The 22,145-nt window shown below is 52.4% G+C and carries 17 protein-coding genes and 1 tRNA gene; 11 read left to right on the plus strand and 7 right to left on the minus strand.

Annotated elements, in window-relative coordinates; translation table 11 throughout:
* Positions 1–2: 2 nt before the first annotated feature.
* The 5 genes from L975_RS15785 to L975_RS15805 form a co-directional block, all read right to left on the minus strand.
* A tRNA-Gly gene (locus tag L975_RS15785) sits at positions 3–75 on the minus strand.
* A gap of 393 nt (positions 76–468) precedes the next feature.
* Positions 469–1,014, minus strand: a complete 546-nt coding sequence (gene pgsA, locus L975_RS15790; protein ID WP_010861868.1) for a CDP-diacylglycerol--glycerol-3-phosphate 3-phosphatidyltransferase — start codon at positions 1,012–1,014, stop codon at positions 469–471.
* Positions 1,015–1,072: 58 nt separating this feature from the next.
* Entirely contained in the window at positions 1,073–2,899 is a 1,827-nt protein-coding gene (gene uvrC / locus L975_RS15795; protein WP_047709272.1) for an excinuclease ABC subunit UvrC, read from the minus strand.
* Positions 2,900–2,918: 19 nt separating this feature from the next.
* Positions 2,919–3,563, minus strand: a complete 645-nt coding sequence (gene uvrY / locus L975_RS15800) for a UvrY/SirA/GacA family response regulator transcription factor (RefSeq protein WP_010861870.1) — start codon at positions 3,561–3,563, stop codon at positions 2,919–2,921.
* Between the two features lie 251 nt (positions 3,564–3,814).
* Positions 3,815–4,252, minus strand: a complete 438-nt coding sequence (locus L975_RS15805; RefSeq protein ID WP_156121236.1) for a DUF2809 domain-containing protein — start codon at positions 4,250–4,252, stop codon at positions 3,815–3,817.
* A gap of 850 nt (positions 4,253–5,102) precedes the next feature.
* Between L975_RS15805 and L975_RS15810 the strand changes: the two genes are divergently transcribed.
* Positions 5,103–6,134, plus strand: coding sequence for a LacI family DNA-binding transcriptional regulator (locus L975_RS15810; protein ID WP_047709273.1), 1,032 nt, complete (start codon positions 5,103–5,105; stop codon positions 6,132–6,134).
* 199 nt (positions 6,135–6,333) lie between these two features.
* On the opposite strand, the gene L975_RS15815 is transcribed toward L975_RS15810, so the two are convergent.
* The gene (locus L975_RS15815) at positions 6,334–6,765 is read right to left on the minus strand and encodes a GNAT family N-acetyltransferase (protein WP_047709274.1); all 432 of its coding nucleotides are present in this window, start codon (positions 6,763–6,765) and stop codon (positions 6,334–6,336) included.
* A 124-nt stretch (positions 6,766–6,889) separates the two neighbouring features.
* Positions 6,890–8,917, minus strand: coding sequence for an alpha-glucosidase (locus L975_RS15820; RefSeq protein ID WP_039046224.1), 2,028 nt, complete (start codon positions 8,915–8,917; stop codon positions 6,890–6,892).
* Between the two features lie 324 nt (positions 8,918–9,241).
* Between L975_RS15820 and L975_RS15825 the strand changes: the two genes are divergently transcribed.
* The 10 genes from L975_RS15825 to L975_RS15870 all read left to right on the plus strand — a co-directional run bounded on the left by L975_RS15825 (position 9,242) and on the right by L975_RS15870 (position 21,783).
* Positions 9,242–10,627 carry a glycoside-pentoside-hexuronide (GPH):cation symporter gene (locus L975_RS15825; RefSeq protein WP_047709275.1) on the plus strand — a complete coding sequence of 462 codons (1,386 nt, stop codon included), beginning with the start codon at positions 9,242–9,244 and terminating at the stop codon, positions 10,625–10,627.
* 60 nt (positions 10,628–10,687) lie between these two features.
* The gene (locus L975_RS15830) at positions 10,688–12,103 is read left to right on the plus strand and encodes a glycoside-pentoside-hexuronide (GPH):cation symporter (protein ID WP_052181544.1); all 1,416 of its coding nucleotides are present in this window, start codon (positions 10,688–10,690) and stop codon (positions 12,101–12,103) included.
* A gap of 123 nt (positions 12,104–12,226) precedes the next feature.
* A complete protein-coding gene (gene araD / locus L975_RS15835; protein WP_047709276.1) occupies positions 12,227–13,981 on the plus strand; it encodes an L-arabinonate dehydratase in 1,755 nt (584 codons plus the stop codon).
* Between the two features lie 10 nt (positions 13,982–13,991).
* On the plus strand, positions 13,992–14,780 hold the full coding sequence (locus tag L975_RS15840; RefSeq protein WP_047709277.1) for an HpcH/HpaI aldolase/citrate lyase family protein: 789 nt from the start codon (positions 13,992–13,994) through the stop codon (positions 14,778–14,780).
* Entirely contained in the window at positions 14,780–15,685 is a 906-nt protein-coding gene (locus L975_RS15845) for an aldose 1-epimerase (RefSeq protein WP_052181545.1), read from the plus strand. Before L975_RS15840 ends, L975_RS15845 begins: the two co-directional genes overlap by 1 nt.
* Entirely contained in the window at positions 15,678–16,565 is an 888-nt protein-coding gene (locus L975_RS15850; RefSeq protein ID WP_047709279.1) for an SMP-30/gluconolactonase/LRE family protein, read from the plus strand. The genes L975_RS15845 and L975_RS15850 overlap by 8 nt, the downstream gene beginning before the upstream one ends.
* Positions 16,562–17,428 (plus strand): NAD(P)-dependent oxidoreductase, encoded by an 867-nt coding sequence (locus L975_RS15855; protein WP_047709280.1) that lies wholly within the window; start codon positions 16,562–16,564, stop codon positions 17,426–17,428. Before L975_RS15850 ends, L975_RS15855 begins: the two co-directional genes overlap by 4 nt.
* Before the next feature lie 61 nt (positions 17,429–17,489).
* Complete coding sequence (locus tag L975_RS15860) at positions 17,490–18,257, plus strand: SDR family NAD(P)-dependent oxidoreductase (RefSeq protein WP_039046218.1); 768 nt, start codon at positions 17,490–17,492, stop codon at positions 18,255–18,257.
* 12 nt (positions 18,258–18,269) lie between these two features.
* Entirely contained in the window at positions 18,270–19,160 is an 891-nt protein-coding gene (locus L975_RS15865; RefSeq protein ID WP_047709281.1) for a sulfite exporter TauE/SafE family protein, read from the plus strand.
* A 337-nt stretch (positions 19,161–19,497) separates the two neighbouring features.
* Positions 19,498–21,783 carry an FdhF/YdeP family oxidoreductase gene (locus tag L975_RS15870; protein ID WP_047709284.1) on the plus strand — a complete coding sequence of 762 codons (2,286 nt, stop codon included), beginning with the start codon at positions 19,498–19,500 and terminating at the stop codon, positions 21,781–21,783.
* Positions 21,784–22,145: the final 362 nt, after the last annotated feature.

Below are 22,145 nucleotides of genomic sequence, written 5' to 3' on the forward strand. Positions count from 1 at the left end.
GGAGCGGGAAACGAGACTCGAACTCGCGACCCCGACCTTGGCAAGGTCGTGCTCTACCAACTGAGCTATTCCCGCAATCTGATTTCTGATGAAGCGTTAACTGACAACCTAAAAGGTTTCTTGTTAATTCGTCTTCGTCGTCATCCGATGCGTTGCATTCTACTGATTCAGGCAGGTGAGTCAACAGATTTTCTTTTAATTCAACTCGTTCGGTGATTTTTTGATCCAATTGCTCTGTAAAGCGCCATTGGTCATATTTTCTGGATAACCAAAGGCCTACGCCAACAACGGAGCGAAGTGCTGCTCGACAAGCAAAACGATGAGCTCCGTAAACCACTCGCCATGAAAACATGGGTGTCTAGAAACATGCGCTCATAAAAACAGAAAAGGCGCTGAGTACAGCGCCTTTTACACAAGATCAAATACACAATCTCGAACTTATCTGGTCGTCTCTCGTTACCAGTCGGCTTAGGCCATCAAATCAGACCACGCCGCCTTCAGATACTGGAACATAGACCAGAAGGTCAGTACCGCGGCCACATACAGCGCAATCATACCGACAATCACCGCCACTTCGGTTGGACGCCACAGCAAAGCCACCAGCGCAAACATCTGAGCCGCGGTTTTGAACTTACCCCACCACGACACCGCCACACTGTTACGCTTACCCAGTTCGGCCATCCACTCACGTAAAGCACTGATGATGATTTCACGGGCAATCATGGTTGCCGCCGGTAACGTCACCCAAACGGTGTGGTAATGCTCAACCACCAACGCCAATGCCACAGCAACCATCACTTTATCCGCCACCGGATCAAGGAAAGCACCAAAACGGGTGGTTTGCTTGAGCTGGCGGGCCAAGAAGCCATCAAACCAGTCTGTCACTGCGGCGATCACGAAGATCAGTGCACACACCGCCGGCGCCCACTGAAAAGGCAGGTAGAAAGCAACAACAAAGAAAGGGATTAGAACTACGCGAAACAGTGTCAGCCAAGTCGGAATATTAAATTGCATAATTTTATGGGCTTTTGTCATGTGGTAAGCGGCTGACTGATATGGTGCTACAAGCCGCTCAGTGTTTCAACGCAAGAAAGATCTTTTCTGCTAAATTTGCTGAAATTCCCGGAACCTGGGCAATTTCTTCCATGCTCGCATTCTTCAGGGCCTGCAAACCGCCCATATATTTGAGCAGCGCTTGACGCCGTTTCGGCCCAATGCCTTCAATGTCCTCGAGCGAGCTGCTGGTGCGCACTTTCGCACGTTTTTTGCGATGGCCCGTAATGGCATGATTATGGGATTCATCACGAATATGCTGAATAACATGCAATGCGGGAGAATCAGGCGGCAATGACAGCTCGCGATTCCCTTCATCGGCTAAAATTAGCGTCTCCAGCCCGGCCTTGCGATCTGCGCCTTTCGCCACCCCAATGAGACGCGGGTGGTGTTTGTCCCACTCCACGTTCAGCTCGGCAAAAATCTGTACCGCCTTCCCCAGTTGGCCTTTACCACCATCAATAAAGATGATGTCCGGCACTTTATCTGGCGTCAGGGCTTTGCTGTAGCGGCGACGCAGCACTTGTTCCATCGCGGCATAATCATCGCCGGGCGTGATACCGGTAATGTTGTAACGTCGATAATCTGCTTTCAGCGGGCCATTGCTATCAAATACCACGCAGGAAGCCACGGTCTGCTCCCCCATCGTGTGGCTAATGTCAAAGCACTCCATGCGCCGAATCGGCGGTAACCCCAGCTGTTCGGCCAGCAAACGCAAACGATGATGGATTGTGCTTTGCTGAGATAATTTGGTCATCAACGCCGTATGTGCGTTCGTGCGCGCCAATTTTAGGTAACGGGCACGTTCGCCGCGCGGCCGATCTTGAATTTGAATGCGCCGTCCGGCCAGCTCACTGATGGAATCACTGAGCACCGTTTTATCTGCCAAACGGTAATCCAGCAGAATTTCATTCGGTAAGGTACGCGACTCGTGGGCCTGCAGATAAAACTGGCCTAAGAAGGTTTCTACCACCTCCGCCAATTCGGTATCGGCCGGCACTTTCGGGAAGTAACTGCGGCTGCCCTGCACTTTTCCCTGTCGTAAAAACAGCGTGTAAACGCAGGCCATCCCCGCATCATAGGCGACACTGACCACATCCAGATCTTCGCTGTCACCGGAGATAAACTGCTTTTCGGTGACTTTACGTACCGCTTGGATTTGATCGCGCAGGCGGGCGGCAGTTTCAAACTCCAAAGCGCGGCTGGCCGCTTCCATTCGGCTCACCAGACCTTCAATCACTTGCTGATCTTTGCCCTGCAAAAACAGACGAACATCATCCACACATTGCTGATATTCCGCATCACTCACCAAACCCTTCACACACGGGCCCAAACAGCGGCCAATCTGGTACTGCAGACAAGGTCTGGAGCGATTGTTGTAAAAGCTGTCTTCGCACTGGCGTAACGGGAAGATGCGCTGCATCAGCGCCAAGGTTTCGCGTACTGAGGATGAACTCGGAAATGGGCCAAAATACTCGCCTTTGGCGTGCTTGGCTCCACGGTACATGCTCACACGAGGATGGGTATGCGCGCTCAGCAAAATGTACGGGTAGGATTTATCATCACGCAGCAGCACGTTGTAGCGCGGCTGGTAACGTTGGATGTAGTTGTGCTCTAGCAGTAACGCTTCGGTTTCTGTGTGGGTAACCGTCACATCAATAGACGCAATCGCACTGACCAGCGCTTCGGTTTTCTTGCTGGGAAGATTGGCGCGAAAGTAGCTGGACAGCCGTTTTTTAAGATCTTTGGCTTTACCGACATAAATGACAGTACCGGATGCATCATACATCCGGTATACGCCGGGCTGCGTACTGACGGTTTTCAGAAAACTCTTGGCATCAAACACACAACGACTACACACACCACTACAACTTTTCTGATTTCAACATGCCATGTCGAATAGCCAGGTGCGTTAACTCCACGTCACCATTGATATTCAGCTTGCTGAACATCCGGTAGCGGTAGCTGTTAACCGTTTTCGGACTCAGGCTAAGCTGTTCTGAAATTTCGTTAACTTTCTGCCCTTTGGTGATCATCATCATGATCTGCAGTTCACGCTCTGATAGCGATGCGAACGGATTATCAGAATCCGGCATCACCTGACTCAGGGCCATCTGCTGGGCAATGTCTAATGCAATATAGCGCTGTCCGGCACAGACAGTACGTATTGCATTAACCATCTCTTGAGGTGCAGTACCTTTACTGAGATAGCCAGCCGCGCCCGCCTGCATTACCTTGGCAGGTAGCGGGTTCTCAGTATGCACGGTCAGGACAATGATTTTAATGTCCGGATTGTAACGCAACATTTTGCGGGTTGCTTCCAGACCGCCAATCCCCGGCATGTTCATGTCCATCAGCACCACATCCGCGTTATTGGTACGGCACCATTTTACGGCATCTTCGCCACAATGAGCCTCTCCGACAACTTTGATGCCTTTTACATCATCCAAAATGCGACGGATCCCTGCGCGCACCAGTTCGTGATCATCAACCAGAAAAACACTAATCAAGCGACCATCTCCAAAAGGTGAGGTGACTCTGCGACGTTTTATGCAGAATAAATTGGCATATTACTTGGTTTGAGATGAATAGAGAATAGCTAGCGGAATAAATACGTGACAATCATTATTGTTTTGAATTTTTTGTGATAAATCACACTGTAAAACCGTGCGACACGCCGTAATCAGGCCTGTATAAAACAGTGTGTATCACTATTATGCATCACCTGTCACAGTAAAAATATTATGATTATGCTGCATCATTATTGGTAATAATTCCCTGTTTCAACACCTGCATTCTTCATGCTGCGTTGGCGATAATGATAAACCAGACAGATAATCACGAAACCGGTGCTGTATGCCACTAAATCCCACCAGTCAAAATGACTGCCAATAACAATTCTTGCCAGACGATATTGCCCCAGCCCGAGCAGATCAACCAAGCCAAACCTCTGTCCTAATTCGATGAGATACGCAAACAGTAATACTAAAATAGCTAATGGTATTACGGATATTCGTAGCACCGAACGTACAGCGCAAAATAGGAGCAAAACAACCAGCACATCCCCCGCAAAGCCGCGGATAAAGCCACTGTGGCTGTAACGAGCAATCAGCACTTCGATAATAAACAGCGCCGCGGTCAGCAAAAGAAACAGCCAATTTACGCCCAATACACGCGGGGATTCCTTATTCACTAACATAGGTAACATCCTGTTTAAAATCTCTAAGCGAAAACAACGTTGCGGCATATGCTGAGCAATAACTCAGATCATGCAGATGTCTAATACTCCGTACAAACTCTCATCAGAGAACATGTTCACCATAGCAAAGTGATCCGCGCAACATGTCACTAAAATAACATAGCACTTAAATTACATCACACTTAAATAATATGGCCCTTAAATAGGGAGTTTAGATATCACCACTAAATAACCACTAAACAAGAATGATTAAGCTACCTTTAGCGCAAGTGGTCATATGAGGGGATTATGAAACCCATCACGCTGTAATTACCGATTAATGCGTTCAAACAGAGATCTGGTTTATTAGGAAATACTTATCATCCCCATATATCATTACTCATTAACAATGTTGCTCGCTGTGCAAATAACAAACAGTTGATTATTTATTTTGGCTTATCTACGTTAACAACGTATTTGTACAGTGAGACTGATTTGCTAAGTTCTGTAGACTATATTGAGCAAATGACGAGTTTTGCGCACAAAGCCTCTTTTGCATAAACACCGTTTCACAGAAAACCCTAAAACTCCCACCTTTGATGGCGTACCCCGTAGCAAAAGTAGTGTTATGACTGAACGCGCCCTCGCCTTAACAGCGCTGAGGATAGTGCTTATTTAGCGCCACGCTGCGTCAGCACATACTTTTGTTAGATAGACACCATCGTGGCTCACAATGTCAGGGGCAAGCACCGATTTATGTGGCGAGTTGGTGTATAATCGGACATCTAGAATTCAGGTTGTTCGAGCAAGATGGAATACCATCCGATGCCACAAACTGGTTGATAATGTGATTAAGCAGGAACCTAACATCGTGTCTTCGAGAAGTAAGCAAGCGGTAAAATTGGATGATGTTGCCGCATTGGCAAAAGTATCGCCGTCTACCGTATCGCTGTATGTACGGCATCCGGAAAAAGTCAGTGAAAAAACCGGCCGTAAAATTCAGCAGGCGATCGATGAATTAGGTTATGTTCACAATAAAATTGCCAGCCAGTTTACGGCAGGACGCAGCTCCTCCATGGCGGTGATCGTTCCATCTATTTCCAATATCACGTTCAGCAGCTTTGTGCAGCAAATTGAACATATTGTCAGCGAGGCCGGTTTTCAGCTGTATATCGCCTCACACGATCACTCGATGGAAAAAGAAGAGCAGCAAGTGCGCTCTATTTTGCAATGGTCGCCGGCGGCGATTGCACTTACCGGTGCGAAGCACAGCGAAGCGACAATCCGTATGCTGCAACACAGCGGCGTTCCGGTGGTCCAAGCCTGGCAAGTTGGCGAACAAAGTCCCTTCCCTGCGCAAGTCGGAATCGACCATGTCAAAATTGGCTATGATGCCGTGCAATATTTGCTGCGATCCGGCTGTCAGCGTATCGCCTATTTCACTACGCGTTTTGCCGACGATGTGCGCGCACAAAGCCGTTATGCCGGTTTTTGTCAGGCCTTGAATGAAGCCGGTATTCCCCCGCTGTTGGTTGAAATTCCGCACAGCGAAAATATCTACCCAGCCGCCCGCGAAGCGCTGATCAAAACGTTGATTAAAGAGCGCAATCTGGACGGTATTTTTGCCTCTAACGATATGATTGCGACCGCGTTACTAATGGAAACAGTAGAGCGCAATATCCGCGTACCGGAACAACTTTCTATTCTGGGCTTTGGTGATTTTCCTAGCAGTGGCTATCTGGCTCCAGTGACGCTGTCGAGCATCAATATCAATACCGATAAAGTGGCTTCACGTACCGCCGCCATGATGCTAGCTATAGCGCATAAAGCCGATTATGCCGGTGATATTGTGGATGTGGGTTTTGATTTGATCCCACGGCAAAGTACGCGCTTTGTTCTCTAATAGTTAGCACTCGGCTATTTGGCGCGTCTGGAAAGCTCCCATTATCACGGGTGATTAACTGACAATGATTACACCGCACAGGTATCAATCTATCCTGTTACTAAAAAGCGCTCATCATTGATGGGCGCTTTTGTTTGTCATCGCTTGAGTTGAGATTTGTGCCCTACATGGAATAACCCAATAGCAGTGGTTCGCCGGTTTACAGTGTTTTGGTCAGGTAATAACGTTCGTGATGGATAGGAAAATCCGTCAACGTCATCACGCTACGGTAGCCCTGCTTTTCATAAAATGGCCGCGCTTGGAAACTGAAAGTATCTAACAGCGCAAAACGGCATCCGCGTTCGCGCGCAGCTTGCTCCATCGCCAAGAGCAACTGCTTGCCAATCCCTTGCGAACGCACACTGCTATCCACCCACAGATATTCAATATATAACCAGTTACCGTAGGTGTGGCCGCTACAGCCTCCGGTTCGTGATTGCTGAGCATCATGGGTGAACACCGCCAGCGAACGCCGAACCTGCTCGCCGACAAAAGCGCGGTTATTTTCAATCAGACGATCGCGTAAAAAGTAAATATCGTCTGGCTCGGGATTTTGCACAATCTGCACAGTTTCTTGGTCGGTAGCGAACATTGGGGGGGGGCCTCACGTATCGGCAAGCATGGAATATGGCTCGTCACCGAGCAGTAAAACCGAAACCCATAACAAATATGCCGGTGGCGAGCTATCGCGACCGGCATGGTAAGGGAGTTGACGATTAAACGAGGTCAGCCAATTGAGCAAACAGTGGCTTCCACTGACTTTCAGCGCGGTAGAATACCGGTGGCTGGCCAATCGGCGCCGGTAAGGTCACACGCTGACCACCGGTAAAGGTCTGGCCGCTCCAGACATGGGTCCACTGCTCGCCCGCTGGCAGATAGGTGGTCCACTCGGTTACGCCGCTTTGATGTACAGGCGCAACCAGCAAGTCTGGGCCATACAGGTATTGGTCTTGCATGCTGTAAGTTTCTGGATCGTGCTCAAAGTGCAGCATCAGAGCGCGCTGAACCGGATAGCCTTTTTCCGCCGCTTCTGCAGACAACGTGCGCAGGTATGGCGTCAGGTGGCAGTAAACACGGGTCATGCGAGCAAAATGCGCCAAGGTGCCTGCATCTTGGTCGAACTGGAAGTTTTCGTCTGGGCGGTTACCTTCGTGAGTACGCATCACCGGTGTAAAGGCCGCCATTTCTACCCAACGGTCGAACAGCTCTTTAGTACGGCGATTACCAAACAGTGAGGTATAACCACCGATATCAGAGTGGTGGTAAGCATTCCCCAGCATGCCGGATGACAGCGCACCGGAGATCACCGTGACTAACCCATCGTGACGGCTGAAATCAACACATTGATCCCCTGCCCACAGCAACGGACAGTGTTTTTGCACACCGGTATAACCTGCGCGCATGAAGAACAGCGCATCGCCCGTTTGGCCATTGAGCGCTAAGGCTTCCGCGTTACATTGCGCCCACAAGGTTGGCCACGCGTTGTGCATCAGCTTGGCGTCAACGCCGTTATGCAGATAGATGTTATCGGTCGGCAAGTACTCACCGAAATCCGCCATCCAGCCTTTGATCCCCATATCCAGCATGTTTTTACGCAAAACGGTGTCACGGAACCAAGCCATCGCGTCTGGATTGGTAAAATCAATACAGCCACAGTAGAACTCACCAAAATCCACCAGCGCCACATTGCCATCTTTATCCAGTGCCATGTAGCCCAGCTCTTTAGCAATCGGATAGAGCTGACCATCTTCACACAGATACGGGTTCACGTAGGCCATGAATGCGATGCCCTGATCGCTCAGCGCCTTGATACGCTCTGGCAGATTCGGGTAACGCTCTTGATGATGCTGCCAATCCCAGTCCCAGAACAAACGTTTGCCGAACGAGGTGACGCGTAATCCGCACCAGTCTTCGCTCCACAACCCAGAAACTTTGATGTCGTGCTTGAGCGCATTGTCTAAACGGGTGAAGGTGTTCACTTCCCCGCCCTTCAGACCCAAAATGGCCCCCTTATAGACCCACTCAGGCAGCGTCGGTTGACGGCCAAATTGCGCTGACAGCTTTTCAATGATGCCTAAATAGCTATCGGCAGTGCGCAACTGTACTTCGGCAGGAATAGCCCACACCTGCAATTCATGGAAGGCCGGCTGACGGAAATCGAAATCGGCGTAGGCCGTGGTGTCAATGTGGCAGCTGTATTTGCGTGAGGAGACAAAGGTCGGCTGCGGATAGTTAGTGTGATAGTAATCACCACCGGCTTTGCCCATCACATCCGCTTTCCATTTGATTTCACTGTGTGGATGACGGCCAACCCCAGGCTCGGAAGTCCACAGCGGGAAATGGCGTCCACGCAGATCAAAGTAGGACATCTGCTCACCGCAGCCCCAGATGTGTTCTTGCTTTTCAGCAGGCAGGCGCATCCAGAAGCGGTTGTAGTCCCCTTCCAACAAGCTGAACTGCAGCGAAACATCCTCATCATCAGCGCTGATGACTACGGTCATCTGCAACAGCGCCGCAGTATTGGCGCATGGAGCGAACGTGAAGACATGGTCGCCAGCAGAACGGACATGCGTTAAGGCTACGCGGGATTCGACATAATCTTCGATGTCGAAGTTGCCGCGGTAAATTTCCATTTTCTCCATCCCTTTGCCCAAGAAAAACGCAGGCAAACCAGGCTGATGCGAAAACAGGATATCGCCGTTATGACTGATGTTCAGTGTCTGCGACGAGAAATCAATTTTCATCTTCAGTGCTCCAAGAAAGTCGTGATACGACCTGCGACCAGACTCGGCCTAGCGGTCAGACGGCACGAACAATAGCGCTACGATTTTATTTAGAGTACCGCCAATAATCAAAAGAGAGAGCCGGATCACTATGTGCATTATCAAAGGCTGATCGACACCTCAAAACAGCAACTTAACGCGCTTATTAATGCGAATAATGGCCAGTTTTTTGAACTAGACCGACATCTCATTTTCAACAGATTCTGGTTGGATAAAATTAAATGCATCGCTACGATTCGCCAACATTACTTACCCCCTCGACCCAGCTGAACAACGGAGAGCACCATGGCAATGCAGGCCCCCAGCGAGCAACGACTGCCTTTCAGGGAGAAATTCGCCTATGGCGTAGGCGATTTTGGTTATAACTTCGTCCTGAATATCACCACCCTTTATCTACTGAAGTTTCTGACCGATGTGGCAGGCATTAATGCCGCATGGGCCGGCGTGATTTTCCTCGTCTCCAAAGTATTTACCGGTTTTACCGACCTCGGCACCGGTATTTTGCTCGATACCCGCAAGAAATTTGGTCCGCGTGGCAAGTTTCGTCCGTTTATGCTGTGGACCATCGTTCCGTTGTTCATCTTTAACATGCTGCTGTTTTGCAATTTCGACCTGAGCAGCAATACCAAAACCTTGCTGTTTATCCTTTGCTTCATGGGCTTTGGCCTGTTCTTTAGCTTGGGTAACGCCAGCTACGGCGCCATGGTGCCGGCGATGACGAAAAGTAGTCAGGATCGCGCCGAATTGGCTGCTTGGCGTCAGGGGGGAGCCAACACCGGTTTGTTGCTGGCAACCGTGGGCTTTATGCCGATTGCCCTGATGTTCAGCGCACCGGAAACCGGCTATCTGGTGGCTGCGTTTGTCTATACCTCAGTGGGTCTAGCGGCTGCGTACTTTTGCTATCGCAATGTCAAAGAGCACCATACGGTCACCGATGACAGCGTAGGGCAAAATCAAGCGAAACCGAGCGTCAAAGAAGGGATCCGCGCGGTGTTGAAGAACAACCAGCTGCTGGTACTGGCGATCGCCAACCTGCTGACGCTGTCCGCCTTTAACGTGAAACTCTCGGTTCAAGTGTTCTACGCCCAATACATTTTGAATGACGTTTCCATGGTCTCTTACATGAGTTTCGTCAGTATGGGCTGCATCTATTTGGGCGTGCTCTCAGTTCCGGCAATGGTGCGTCGCTTTGGCAAAAAGCCCGTGTATATTGCAGGCCTGATGCTGTGGATCTGTGGTGATATCGCCAATTACCTGTTTGGCGGCACCGTGATGAGCTATGTGATGTTCACCTCGTTGGCCTTCTTCGGCACCTCTTTCGTCAACAGCCTAAACTGGGCCTTTGTTTCCGATACCGTGGAATACGGTGAGTGGAAAACCGGTACTCGTACCGAAGGTCTGGTGTATTGCGGGATGACGTTTTTCCGTAAGTGTTCACAAGCAATTGCCGGCTTTGTTCCGGGCTTTGCGCTGGCACTGGTCGGCTACATGCCGAATGTGGAACAAACCGCCTCCGCCAAAGCCGGTATTGCAGGCCTGATCTTTATCTATCCGGCAGCACTGGCCACCGTAACCGCAATCGTGATGGCCCTGTTCTACACCCTGAATGAGAGCCGTTATAAAGACATTATTGCCACGCTGGCGGCTCGCCGCGCAAACCAGCCAAGCTAACCTGAAACCCGTACGGGAGCAGTCTTGCTGCTCCCTTTACCTGTTATAAGGATTGTTCCCATGGCACAGACAAACAATAATAACAATGACCATCTGCAATTACGGGAAAAGGTGGCCTATGGTATCGGTGATCTGGGGTACAATTTTCTCCTCAATTGCTCCACCCTCTATCTGCTGATCTTTCTGACCGATATCGCCGGTATCCCTGCCGCGTGGGCCGGTGTTGTCTTTCTGGTATCTAAATTTTTCACTGCCTGTACTGATCTGGTCACCGGCACCGTTCTTGATAACCGCTGTGGGATTGGCCCACGTGGGAAATTCCGCCCATTTCTGCTGTGGACCGCGTTGCCGCTACTGCTGCTGAACACCCTGATGTTCATCAACTTCCCGCTGCCCGTGGCCCTGAAAACCGCCCTATTTACCTGCTGTTTTATGTTATTCGGCGCATTTTACAGCTTTGGTAATGCCTCATACGGGGCGATGGTGCCTGCCCTGACCAAACAAATTCAAGACCGCGCCGAATTAGCGGCCTGGCGTCAAGGCGGCGCAAATACTGGGCTGCTACTGTGCTCAGTCGGCTTTATGCCTTTGGTGCTGCTGTTCGATAACCCACAAACCGGTTACGCCAGTGCAGTGCTGATCTACTCCGCCATTGGTGTGTTGGCTGTGCTTTATTGCTATGCCCGTTTACGTGAACGGCACATTATTCGCCCCGCGGAGCGTCCGGCACAACACTCGGGTTTTGCCACTTTCCGCGCTAACGCACGCGCTATTTTCCGTAATCGTCCGCTCGGCGTTTTAGCCTTGGCTAACTTGCTGACACTGGCCGCCTTCAACACCAAGCTGATTGTGCAGGTGTTCTATGCCCAGTATGTGATTGGCGATGTGTCGATGATTGCCTACATGAGCTTTATCAGCATCGGCTGTATTTATCTTGGCGTATTACTGGTGCCGTCAGCCGTGCGCCGCTTTGGCAAAATCCCCGTGTATTTGGGTGGTATTGCCATCTGGTTTTGTGGTGACCTACTCAACTACGTGTACGGTGACAGTGCAGTGCGCTATATCCTGTTTACCTCGCTGGCGCTGTGGGGCTCGGCATTTGTAAACAGCCTAAACTGGGCGTTTGTCTCCGATACCGTGGAATATGGCGAATGGAAAACCGGGGTACGCACCGAAGGGCTGGTGTATTGCAGTCTGACATTCTGCCGTAAATGCTCCGCCGCCTTAGCCGGCCTGATCCCTGGCTTAGTGCTGGCATGGTCCGGTTACGTGCCCAACGTGGCACAAACGGCCACCACCAAAGCTGGCATCGCAAATCTGATGTTTATCTATCCCGCCTCTGCGCTGTTGTGTGCGGCCTTGCTAATGCTGTGTTTCTATCCGCTGAATGAACAGCGCTACCAACACATCATTGCTGAGTTGGCCGAACGCCACTTGAACAATCGTATCGCAACAACACAAGAAGACAGACTGTAATCGCACGATTTATTTTGGTGATCTCGATCACCACCAGACTTATTTAATTTGAAAATCGTAGCGCTATGATTTTTACTATAGCCAACTTAAGTGAAATCCGACTTTTCTGAGAGCAGACCTTTTATGTTATTTGATGCCAAGCAAGCCAGAAAACGTGATATTTCCGAATTGCGCAGCCAACGCTGGTACGCGCCGGATACCATCCGAGCCTTTGCTCACCGCCAACGCAGCCAGCAAACAGGCCTGAACCGTGAAGAGTTTATGGGTAAGCCGGTAATCGGCATTATCAATACCTGGAGCGAGATGAGCCCGTGCCACAGCCACTTGCGCGATCGCGCAGAAGCGGTCAAGCGTGCCGTTTGGGCCGCTGGCGGCTATCCGGTTGAACTGCCAGCGCTGTCAGTGGGTGAAGTATTGGTGAAACCCACCACTATGCTGTATCGCAACTTTTTGGCAATGGAAGCTGAAGAGTTACTGCGCCAACACCCGATTGATGGTGCGGTACTGCTCGGGGGTTGTGATAAGTCCACCCCTGCTCTCTTGATGGGAGCGATCTCGATGGATCTGCCGGTGATCTTCTGCCCAGCCGGCCCAATGTCGAGCGGCAAATGGCGTGGCCACGTCACCGGCGCCGGTACGCACACCAAAAAATTCTGGGATCAGCTGCGTTTAGGCGCCATCACCCAACACGACTGGGTTGAGCTGGAAGGCGCGATGACCCGCTCTATCGGCACTTGCAACACCATGGGCACCGCCTCCACCATGACATCGATTGCGGATGCCATCGGTTTTATGCTGCCAGGTGCCAGTTCAATTCCAGCGGCTGACTCCCGCCATGTGCAGATGGCTGCGCAATGCGGTAAGGCTATTGTGGATATGGTGTGGTACGACCATAAACCTTCCAACTGGCTGACCAAAGCTAACTTCATGAATGGTGTGGTGGCCTATATGGCGCTCGGTGGCTCTACCAACGCCGCTATTCACCTGATCGCCATGGCGAACCGCGCTAGCATCAATTTGACGCTGGAAGACATGGAGTCCATCGCCCGTAAAGTTCCGGTGCTGGCAAATCTGTTCCCGTCCGGTGACCAGCTGATGGAAGAGTTCTTCTTTGCTGGCGGCCTGATGGCACAGCTGAAAAAAGTCGAGCAATTCTTGGCGCTAGATGCCGTCGGCGTGACTAACCGCCCGGTCTCCGACTGGATTGCCCACGCTGAATGCTACGACGACAACGTGATCCGCTCACTGGATAACCCTGTGGTGCCATTGTCGCAAGGCTGTGCCTTGACGGTCCTGCGCGGAAACCTGTGTCCAAATGGCGCGGTGATGAAATCCTCCGCCGCGAAACCTGAGCTGCGTAAGCACTGCGGCCCAGCGATTGTCTTTGATACCCACCAAGAGCTTTCCGATCGCATTGATGACCCCGCGCTGGATGTCAGCAAAGACTCAGTGATCGTCCTGCGTAACGCTGGCCCAGTCGGTGCGCCGGGGATGCCGGAGTGGGGCAATCTGCCGATTCCGAAAAAACTGCTGCAACAGGGTGTGACCGACATGGTGCGCATCAGCGATGCCCGTATGTCTGGCACGCACTACGGCACCTGCGTTCTACACGTAGCGCCCGAATCGGCTGTTGGCGGCCCACTGGCACTGGTACAGACCGGTGACCTGATTGAGCTCGATATCGAAAACGGCAGTCTGAACATGCTGGTATCCGATGAAGAGCTGGCGGAGCGTCGTCGCAATCTCAAGCCACAACACAAAGTTTACGAGCGCTCGTACGCCGCGCTGTATCAGCAGCATGTGACCCAAGCCGATCAGGGCTGTGATTTTGATTTTCTGCAGGCTGGCAGTGATGTGCCAGAGCCACCGATTTTTTAAGGATAAAACCATGAATGCATTCAAACACGCGATTACCCACGGCCCATTGCCACTTGGCACATGGATGATGACCGGTAGCGACACCGTGGCCGAAGCTATGGCAACGGTCGGTTTTGATTTTCTGGTGCTGGATCAAGAGCACGTCCCAGTCGATACCCTCGATGCGATCCGCATTGACCGTGCGATCCGTGCCGCCAGCCAAACGACTACCCCACTCTACCGTCTGGCATGGAATGACACCGTTCTGATCAAGCGCGCCCTCGATGGCGGCGCTACCTCGCTGATGGTGCCCTTTATCAACAGCGCAGAAGAAGCCCTGCGCGCAGTGGAAGCGGCCTACTATCCGCCACTCGGTCGTCGAGGTTTTGCGGCGGTACATCGCGCCTCCGCTTACGGCTCTGATGCCGAGTTTGTCCGTAAAGCCCGCGAAGAACTGTGCCTGATTTTGCAGCTGGAAACCCCAGAAGCCATTGATCGCATGGAAGAGATGGCCATTGAAGGCGTGACCGGCTTTTTCATCGGCCCGGGTGACCTGTCCGCCGCGATGGGGCACATCGGTAATCCATCGCACCCTGAGGTGCAGGCTAAAATTCAAGAAGGGCTGCACAAGTGTCAGCAACTTGGTCTGCCTTGCGGCATCGTGGGGGGCAATCCTGAGCTGGTCAATAAATACAAAGCGATGGGCTTTAGCTTCGTCGCGCTTGGCTCTGACATGAGCTACTTGCTGGCACGCGCTCGTGAACAACTGGCCGCCATTAAAGGCGAAACCCTCACCGTATCCGGTGGCGAGGTGTACTGATGGAAACCATCAGCCGGCAAAAAGGCCCGCTGTATCTGGAGCTGGCTCCGGCGCTGGGGGGAACGGTACGCCGTTTCACCTGGCACGGCCACGATATCCTGCGCCCACTGCCAGACAGCGCCAGTGCGACGGTAAATCAGGGCGGCAGCTTTGCGCTGGCGCCCTACTCGAACCGGATCGCCCACGGGCAATTTGAGTTTTCCGACCACGCATACCAGCTGGCACGTAACTTTGGTGACCATCCCCACACCATCCACGGCAATGCTTGGCAAAACCCGTGGCAACTCAGTGGATTGGGGGAAGATTTTATCGAGCTGACAATGCTACACAGCGTTGACGGCACGGATGCTGCCACGCAGTGCGCCGCTTGGCCGTGGCCGTATCGTGCGGTACAGCGTTTTACGCTGCGTGACGATGAGCTGCACATCAGCTTGCACTACCACAATCTGGCCGCGGTGACGGTACCGGTCGGCCTCGGTTTCCACCCCTATTTCCCGCGCGCCAGTGAAGCGGAAATTCAGTTCACCGCCGAGCACGTAGTACTCAATGGCGAGGATGCACTGCCGCACGCTGTCAGTGCTATCCCTGAACGGTGGGATTACCGCCACTGGCGCCGCCCGCAAGCAGGCAGTGTCGATAACTGCTTTGCCCATTGGGATGGAAAAGCGGCGGTGCGCTGGCCGAACGAGCGCATCATGGCCACTATCAGCTCATCCGATGCAGCGCATGCCATTTTATTTATACCACCTGCCGATCGCGATTTTGTCGCCATCGAGCCGGTATCCCATATCAACGATGCCATTAATAACCACGGCTTTGGCGATCCATCGTGTGCCATGCACAGCCTACCGGCCGGTGCGGCATTTGAGATCACCATGTCGATAAAGGTATGTTTTTATGACTAACCCTCAGTTGCTGCTGCCCGAATATCGCGGCCACTTACCCGAATGCCCAACATGGGATCGCGACAGCGCTTGCCTGTACTGGACCGATATTCTGGAAAACCAAATTCACCGCGTTGATCCAGTCAGCGGCGAGCACCAGATTATCTCATTTCCTGAGGAAGTCGGTTGCTTTGCGCTGCGCGAACAAGGTGGCTTTATTGTCGCCCTGCGTAGCGGTATCTATCTGGCAGACGCGCACGGCACGCTAGAGCGTAAAGTGGCGGATACCCCGAATAATCCGCAATTAGCCCGCTTTAATGATGGTGGCACCGATCAAGAAGGCCGCTTTTATGCTGGCACTTACTGGTCGCCACGCGACTACAACGGCGCACTGCTGTGCCGCGTGGATGCCGGCCTCAACACCCGCGTCATCCAATGCGACATTCTGGGCGCGAACGGTCTGGCCTTCAGCCCCGATCAACAATGGATGTACACCACCGATACGCCAAATCGCCGCCTGTACCGCACCCCGTTACACGCAGATGGCACACTCGGACAGCGCCAGTTGCTGCGCGAATTTGTCGCCGGTGCCGGTAACGGTCGCCCAGATGGCGCTGCGGTTGACGTAGAAGGCTGCTACTGGACTGCCCTGTTCGATGGCCACCGTATCGCTCGCCTTTCACCAACAGGCGAGACACTGGCGGAATACGCCCTGCCAGTGCGCTGCCCGACCATGGTCTGCTTTGGTGGCGAAGACATGCAAACCCTGTATATCACCACCACCCGCGAAAACATGGATGCCGCCGAACTGGCGCAGTACCCACTTTCCGGAGCTATTTTCAGCCTGCGCACTGATGTCGCGGGCCTGCACAAGCCTAAATTTAAGGAAAATCAGTCATGAAAACGATCGGCTTTATTGGTCTGGGCCTGATGGGCGAAGCGATGTCCAAAAACATCGTAAAAAAATTCGATGGCACCGTATTGGTATTTGATATCAACGCCGATGCCGTAGCGCGCGTGGTTGAAGCCGGCGCCGTGGCCGCCGCCTCCGTGGCCGATGTGGCGCGCGAAGCCGATGTGATTATCTCCATGGTGCCACGCTCGGAGCACGTGAAAGCGGTGTACAGCGAAATGCTGCCACACCTGTGCAGCGGCAAAATCACCATCGATATGTCGACAATTGATCCGGCAGTTTCCATTGAGGTTGCTAAGCAAGTGGCCGCTACCGGCGCCATTATGCTGGATGCGCCGGTGGTGAAATCTGTGCCAGCGGCGATTGCCGGTGAGCTTGGCATTTATATCGGTGGCGACAAAGCCGCTTACGAGAGCGTGAAATCGGTACTGGCCATGATGGGCGCGAACCAAATCCATCTGGGTGACAATGGCCGCGGATTGGTGATGAAAATCCTGCACAACGTGCTGGTTGCCCAAATTCAAAACAGCGTGAACGAAATGCTCTCTACCGGCGAGTTCTTTGGTATCGACAAAGAGAGCTTCAATACCGCGGTGTCTTACGGCGGCGGTAGCAACTTCTATCTGACTAGCAAAATTGGTGCGCTGGTTGCCGAAAACTACGCGACGGCGTTTTCACTGGAAAACATGGCCAAAGATGTCGGCATCATGAAAACCCTGATGCAAGAAGATGGCCTGACCTTGCCGGGTGTGGACGTAGTCAGCCGAATTTATCAACAAGGGCTGGCCGATGGACTGGGGCGCGAAGATTTCTGCGCTACCTACAAAGTCGTCAAACACAATCTGAAGTAATGACCTCAGGGCGCCACACAACCCGCGCCCTGTCATCTAACTAAATTCGGAGACACTCCCCATGCAATACCAAAATCATGTTCAGTACTACTCGATTAAAGACAAAGTAACCGTGATCACCGGCGGCGCCAGCGGTATCGGTGAAGAGCTGGTGCGCGCGTATGTCAGCCAAGGCGCCAAAGTAGCCTTCCTCGATTTTGACCGCGTTGCCGGCGAAAAACTGGCCAGCGAACTCGGTTGTCTGTTCTTGTTCTGCGATGTGACCGATCTGAAACTGCTCAAATCCTGCTTCGAGCAAATCGAACAGCAGCTCGGCAGCGTCGATATTCTGGTCAACAATGCCGGTAGCGATGATCACCACAAAATTGAAGATCTAACCGAAGAGTATTTTGATAATCGCATTAACGTAAACCTGCGCCACCAGCTGTTCGCCATCCAAGCGGTGATCCCGGGGATGGAAAAGAAAGGCAGCGGCAGCATCATCAACATGGGCTCGATTAACTGGATGCGCGGCCGTCCGGGTCGAGTGTGCTACTCCCTGTCGAAAGCCGCCATCCACGGATTTACCCGCACGCTGGCGCAAGAGCTGGGCGCACGCGGGATCCGCGTGAACTGTCTGGTGCCGGGAGCCATTCGTACGCCTAAGCAAGATGCGATGTGGGCCAAATTAGATCCGTCTGCGGTTAACCAGTTTGTCGAGCTGCAAGCACTGAAATTCCGCCTCGATGGCTCACACTGCGCGCGTCTGGCGCTGTTCCTCGGCTCCGATGAATCCTGCGGCTGCACCGGACAAGACTTTATTGTCGATGCGGGTCTGACTTTGAACTAAGAGGGCAATTTAATGGACTTTTTTACCTTCTTCACGCCAGACGGTGCTCTGCTCGATACCAGCACCGTACTGATTGTGATTGGCTTGATGTTCATGTACACCTTTGTCGGCGTCTGCGCCGGCTTTGGGGGTGGACTAACAACCATGCCGTTGGTCACCATGTTGCTGCCGGTCAAAATGGCCGCACCGATGTCAGTGATCGTCGGCACCGCCACCGCGCTTTACGCCACGTGGCTTTCGCGCAAAGAGACGGACTGGAAATCAGCTGCGGTGCTGATCGCCTTTTCCCTCTTGGGGATCCCGGTTGGCTTGTATGCCCTGTCTTACCTGCCAGACGGCATCATGAAAATCGGCTTGGGCGGTTTTCTGATCCTGTATTCCTTTTACAGCTTGTTCGTGCCACGTCTGCCGGTTTACGACAAAGGATGGATTGCCGCACCAATTGGTACCGTAGCCGGTGCGCTAGGCGCCGCTTTTTCCACCAATGGCCCCCCGGTAGTGATTTACGGCATGCTGCGTAACCTAGCGCCGGCGGCATTTCGTGGTACCTTGAATGCGTTTTTCACCGCGAATAATATCGCGATCATCGGCGGCTTGGTGACCAGCGGGATCATGACGATTTCAACCGTCAAACTGGTGATTTTCTGCATCCCGACCATGATTTTAGGCTCTCTGGTCGGCCAGTATGTGCACAAGCGCATTCCTGTCAGCGTATTCCGTATTCTGGTATTCATTTTGCTGATCGCCTCCGGTGGAATGCTGATTGTTGGCGCATTGAAAGTACCCGCGTGGAGCATTCTGGCCCCAACCTTTGGTCTGCTGGCGATGGGCTATTTGTTGTTTGGTAAGAGGATTGCGGCCATCCGCGCCGACGATGCGAAAAAGAAAAGTGCCACCGTCTAAATCCTGAATCCCTCAGTAGTAGACCTTTTCTGTATTACTGAATGACTAACTCGCCCAACCCCACCACGGTGGGGTTTTCTTTTGGCTTTTGGGCAAGTCATCGCGAAAACGCCCTCAATAAACTGGCTTCGATCACACCGGCTAGTGCGCACTACACGCACACTGCCTTGTTGTCGCGTAATATCAATATGCCATTACTTTCATCTGCTATTGGTGTTTCCCCGATAGTTACACTCAGCCAATGCATACATGTTCGTAAACAATTAAGGCATAGCCTAGCAACGGGGCGGTAGCTATAACCGTCAGTAAAATCTTGAAAGGAAAAGGTGGGATGAGCATGAAGGAAAAAATCGAAGCCTACGAAGGGCCTGCCGGTGGTTGGGGGGCGGTCAAAGCGGTGGCCGAAACACTGCGCAGCCAAATGAACATGCACCACGATATCATCGCGCTGTTTGATATGAACAAACCAGAAGGATTTGATTGCCCTGGTTGCGCATGGCCCGATCCGAAGCACAGCGCATCATTCGATGTCTGTGAAAACGGCGCCAAAGCCATGGCGTGGGAATCCACCAGCAAACGAGTCACGCCAGACTTTTTCGCGGCTCATCCAGTCACAGAGCTCCTGAGTTGGTCTGACTTTGATCTGGAAAACAGTGGCCGGTTGACCCACCCGCTGAAATACAATGCCGCCAATGACTGCTATGAAGCCATTGACTGGCCACAGGCCTTTGCCGAAATCGGCGCTCTGATGCAACGCTATACCGATCCTAACGTGATTGAGTTTTACACCTCAGGTCGCACCTCCAACGAAGCAGCCTTTTTGTATCAACTGTTTGCACGGGAATACGGCACAAACAACTTCCCTGACTGCTCCAACATGTGCCATGAGCCAACCAGCGTCGGCTTAGCCGCCAGCATTGGCGTTGGGAAAGGCACCGTTTTGTTGGATGACTTTGATGTCTGTGACCTCATTATTTGCGTCGGCCACAACCCTGGCACAAACCACCCTCGGATGCTGACCTCGCTGCGAGCAGCTTCCCTGCGTGGCGCCAAAATCATCGCCATCAACCCACTACATGAGCGCGGGTTAGAGCGCTTCACCGCGCCACAAGAGCCGGTTGAAATGCTGACCGGCAAAGAAACCCAGCTGGCCAGCTCTTATTACAATGTGCGCATTGGCGGTGACATTGCCCTGCTAAAAGGTGTGATGCGTTTGCTGATTGAACGCCACGAAGCGGCCATTGCTGACGGCCAAGCCGGTATTCTGGATACCGATTTTATTCACGCCCACACACAAAACTACGACGCCCTACGCCAAGACGTACTGGCTACCGATTGGAAGGATATCGAGCGGATCTCAGGCCTAGATCTAGCTAAAATTAGCGATATTGCCGATTGCTACGCCCAAGCAGAGCGCACCATCATTTGCTATGGCATGGGGATCACCCAGCATCAGCACGGTACCCAAAACGTGCAGCAACTGGTGAACTTGCTACTGCTAAAAGGCAATATCGGTAAGCCAGGCGCTGGAATTTGCCCATTACGTGGCCACTCCAATGTACAGGGTGACCGCACTGTCGGGATCACCGAAAAGCCCTCAGCGGCGTTTCTCAGCCGTTTACAGGCACGTTTTGGTTTTACCCCGCCAAGCCAATTTGGTCATGCCGCGGTTGCCAGCATGCAAGCTATTTGCCGCGGTGAAGCCAAAGGGATCATTTGCATGGGTGGCAACTTTGCCATCGCTATGCCGGGGCGCGCACAAACCGAGCATCCGATGCAACAATTGGATTTCGCCGTGCACATTGCAACCAAACTCAACCGCTCGCACCTGCTCACCGCCAAAGTCAGTTATATTCTGCCGACACTCGGCCGTACCGAAATTGATATGCAAACCAGCGGCGCGCAGTCGGTTACCGTTGAGGATTCGATGTCGATGGTGCATGCCTCACGCGGCATGTTAAAACCCGCCTCCGCCGATTTAAAATCCGAGTGTGCCATTGTCGCCGGTTTAGCCAAAGCGGCGCTGCCACACAGCGTGGTGGATTGGGATACATTAATCAGTGATTACGATCATATCCGTGATGCCATGGAGATCGTGCTGCCCGATTTTCAGGATTTTAACCGACGCATCCGCCATCCGGGCGGTTTCCACCTGCCAAATGCCGCCGCCGCACGGCGCTGGCTTACCGCATCGGGCAAAGCCAACTTTGTGCCTTGTGATGGCCTGATTGAAGATCCCGAATCCGCCTTTAACAGCGAACTGGTTCTGGCTACCGTGCGCAGCCACGATCAATACAACACCACCCTATACGGGATGGATGATCGCTATCGTGGCGTCTTTGGACAACGTGATGTGGTGTTTATCAGCCAAAATCAGGCGGAGCGCAGCGGCGTGAAAGCCGGCGATCGGGTAAATCTGATTGCGCTCGCCCCTGATGGCAGCCAAACCGAGCGCCGGATGGATGGGCTGAAAGTGGTGATCTACCCAATGGCAGATAATTCACTGGCGACCTACTTCCCTGAGTCAAACCACATGTTGACGCTAGAAAGCTATGATAAAGCCAGCGGTATTCCGGCCTACAAGAGTATTCCGGTGGTATTAGAACTCAGTCAGGCGCAATAACAGCGCCCACAGCAAAGCACCACCGCAAACTCGTCGGCGGATAGGGCTCCTCTATCCGACCTCTTCCCCTAGATGCGCAGCGCCAGTACGGTGCGCGCATCTTGTCTTTATTCTCTCATCATGACACGTGATATTCCCTGTCGCGCGACTGTATACAGGATACGTTCAGTAGAGGAGCATCTCGCTCCGAAAGTTGCGCGAGTTACGATAGATAGCCGCAATCAATAACTGGACAACTGCAGGTAATTAAAAGGCGGGAAAGTATAAAGCAAAAAACCCCGTTGCATTTCAGCAACGGGGCTTCGAAATTTGGCGGAAGAGTAGAGATTCGAACTCTAGAACGCTTTCGCGTCGCCGGTTTT

It is taken from the genome of Plesiomonas sp. ZOR0011 (genome assembly GCF_000800945.1).
Lineage (GTDB): Bacteria > Pseudomonadota > Gammaproteobacteria > Enterobacterales > CAMTGL01 > Plesiomonas > Plesiomonas shigelloides.